The 2,727-nt window shown below is 67.2% G+C and carries 3 protein-coding genes and 1 pseudogene; all 4 read left to right on the plus strand.

The features are described from left to right. On the plus strand, positions 1–662 hold a 662-nt coding region (locus EOA33_RS31110), incomplete at its 5' end, for a sugar phosphate isomerase/epimerase (protein WP_145989378.1). 4 nt (positions 663–666) lie between these two features. Next, the gene (locus EOA33_RS31115; protein ID WP_127407378.1) at positions 667–1,743 is read left to right on the plus strand and encodes a Gfo/Idh/MocA family oxidoreductase; all 1,077 of its coding nucleotides are present in this window, start codon (positions 667–669) and stop codon (positions 1,741–1,743) included. After that, positions 1,743–2,561, plus strand: a complete 819-nt coding sequence (locus EOA33_RS31120; RefSeq protein ID WP_127407379.1) for a sugar phosphate isomerase/epimerase — start codon at positions 1,743–1,745, stop codon at positions 2,559–2,561. Before EOA33_RS31115 ends, EOA33_RS31120 begins: the two co-directional genes overlap by 1 nt. After that, a pseudogene (locus EOA33_RS40980) lies at positions 2,561–2,727 on the plus strand (alpha/beta hydrolase); the annotation flags it as partial. The gene EOA33_RS31120 and the pseudogene EOA33_RS40980, both read left to right, overlap by 1 nt.

Here is a 2,727-nt window from a genome sequence, read left to right on the forward strand (position 1 = left end):
AGCCGGCGGAATTCGCCGCCGCGCTGAAGGCCTCCGGCCTGACGCTGGTCTCCTTCGCCTTCGGTTCGAAGAGCGGCTTCACGCTGAAGGACCAGATCGGCGCCGACCTCGAAACCGCCAGGCGATGGATCGACTTTGCCGCGGCCTTTCCGGGCGCGCTTGTCTCGATGGGCTCTGCGACCGTCGTCTCCGACGGGCCTCGCGACGACAAGTTCGCCATTGCGGCGGAAGTCTATAACAAGGCCGGCGAGATCGGCCGCAAAGCCGGCGTCCAGGTCGCGGTGCATCCAAGCTCGCACCACAACACGCTGCTCTTCGACCGCGCAGACTACGACCGGATCTTTTCCCTGCTCGACGCCTCGCTGGTCGGCTGGGTGCCGGACACCGGGCACATATTGCGCGGCCACAAGGACATGGCCGACACGCTCACCACCTATAGCGACCGCATCCGCTACGTGCACCTGAAGGATGTCGATGCCGGCGGCACCTGGGCGATGCTCGGCAAGGGCGTCTGCGACACGGCGAAGGTGATCGAGATCGCGAGCGCGGCGCCCAACTTCAACGGCTGGCTGGTGCTGGAGGAGGAATCCGAGACCGCCGCCGCCGATCCAGCCGGCGCGGTCAAGACCAACCGCCAGACCATGCGCGGATACGGAGCCTGAGACGATGATCCGCAAGAAAGACCGTCGCCTTCGTGTCGGTGTGCTCGGCTGCGGGCCGATCGCGCAGTTCGCGCATCTGGAATCCTGCGCGAAGGCAAGCAGTGCTGACCTCTATGCGATCTGCGACGCCGCGCCCGATCTGCTCGCGCGCATGGGCGCGACCTACGAGCCCGAAAGAATGTATGGCGACTATGACGAGATGCTCGCAGACCCGCAGTTGGAAGCAGTGATCGTCGCCACGTCGGATGCCTATCACGTACCGATGTCTATCAAGGCGCTGGAGGCCGGCAAGCATGTGCTGTGCGAAAAGCCGATCGGCGTCTCGGTCGAGGAAGGCGAAAAGCTGGCCGAAGCGGTCAAGCGCTCGGGCAAGGTGCTGCAGGTCGGGCACATGAAGCGCTTCGATCCGGCGCTGGAAGCGGCGCGCGATTTCGTCCGCGACGAGATGGGCGAGATCCTGGCGCTGAAGGCCTGGTATTGCGATTCCACGCATCGCTACACCAACACCGACGCGGTGCAGCCGCTGCCGGTGACCAGCAAGCTGGCGCGGAAGCCGGCCGGCAACCCGAAAGCCGATCTCAGGCAATATTTCATGCTGGCGCACGGCTCGCATCTCGTCGACACGGCGCGCTTCCTCGCCGGCGAGATCACCGCCGTGCGGGCGCGCCTCAACAAGCGTTTCGGCGCATATTGCTGGTTCGTCGAAACCGAGTTCGCCAATGGCGCGCTCGGCCATCTCGATCTCACCGTCGCCTTGCGCATGGACTGGCACGAAGGTTTCCAGCTCTATGGCGAGAACGGCTCCGTAATCGCGAAGACCTTCAATCCCTGGTATTTCCGGGCGAGTGAGGTCGACATCTTCCACGAGAAGGACGCGACCTCGCGCAAGCCGCTCGGCGCCGACGGCCACTTCTTCCGGCGCCAGATCGAAGGCCTCGCCGATACCGTGCTCGACGGCAAGCCGATGCGCGGCGCCAATGTCGAGGACGGGCTCGCTTCGATCCGCGCCATGGTGGCGATCGCCCGCTCGGTCGAGAGCGGCGAGCGCGTCGAGATCGCCAGCGTGACGGGAGCGGTCTGATGCAGGTCGGGGTGTTCGCCAAGACCTTCCCGGGTAGCGAGCCGGCCGGCGTGCTTGCCGCCGTGCGCGATGCGGGCTTCGCGGTCACCCAGTTCAACCTCGCCTGCGCCGGCCTGCCATCGATGCCGGATGCGGTTCCCGACGAGGCAATCCGGACCATCGAGGCTGCCGCCGAAGCTTCTGGCGTGGCTCTTGTCGCATTGTCAGGCACCTACAACATGGCGCATCCGGACAGGGCGGTGCGCGACGACGGCCTGCGCCGGCTGGCGCTGGTGATCGAGGCGGCCGCCGGGCTTTCCACGCCGCTGGTGACGCTCTGCACCGGAACGCGCAACCCCGACGACCAGTGGGCGCATCATCCCGGCAATGCCGACCCCTCGGCCTGGGCCGACATGGCGCGCGAGATGGAGAAGGCGCTTGCGATTGCTGAGCGCCATGGCGTCGACCTCGGCATCGAGCCCGAGCAGGCCAACATCGTTGCCTCCGCCGCCGACGCGACGCGCCTGATCGCCGAAATGGGTTCGAAGCGGCTGCGCGTCGTGCTCGATCCGGCGAACCTCTTCGAGCAGGCGGATGCCGTGCAGGCGCGTGCCATCGTCGCCGACGCGGTCGAACGCACGGCCGGCCATGTCGCCATGGCGCATGCCAAGGACCGCTTCGCCGACGGCCGCTTCGCCACGGCCGGGCAAGGCGTGGTCGACTTTCCTGACTTCATCACCCGGCTGAAGCACGCCGGCTTCGATGGGCCGCTGGTGACGCATGGGCTTTCCGCCGAGGAAGCGCCCGGTGTCGCTCGTTTCCTGAAGGGGCTGGTGTGATGGCGACGCTCTCTCGCGACGGCGCCACGCTGCGGTTCACCGACGCCGGCGAAGGTCTGGCGGTCGTCTTCCAGCACGGGCTGGGCGGCGGCGAGGCGCAGGTCGCCCAGACCTTCCCCGCCGGCTTCCGGCGCCTCACACTGGAATGCCGCGGGCATGGCGGCTC

Origin of the sequence: Mesorhizobium sp. M4A.F.Ca.ET.050.02.1.1 (assembly GCF_003997725.1) — a bacterium.
GTDB lineage: Bacteria > Pseudomonadota > Alphaproteobacteria > Rhizobiales > Rhizobiaceae > Mesorhizobium.

Bases quoted from the DNA above. Each gene is read 5' to 3' on its own strand.
- EOA33_RS31120 (WP_127407379.1), top strand. From the start codon at position 1,743: ATGCAGGTCGGGGTGTTCGCCAAGACCTTCCCGGGTAGCGAGCCGGCC.
- EOA33_RS31115 (WP_127407378.1), top strand. From the start codon at position 667: ATGATCCGCAAGAAAGACCGTCGCCTTCGTGTCGGTGTGCTCGGCTGC.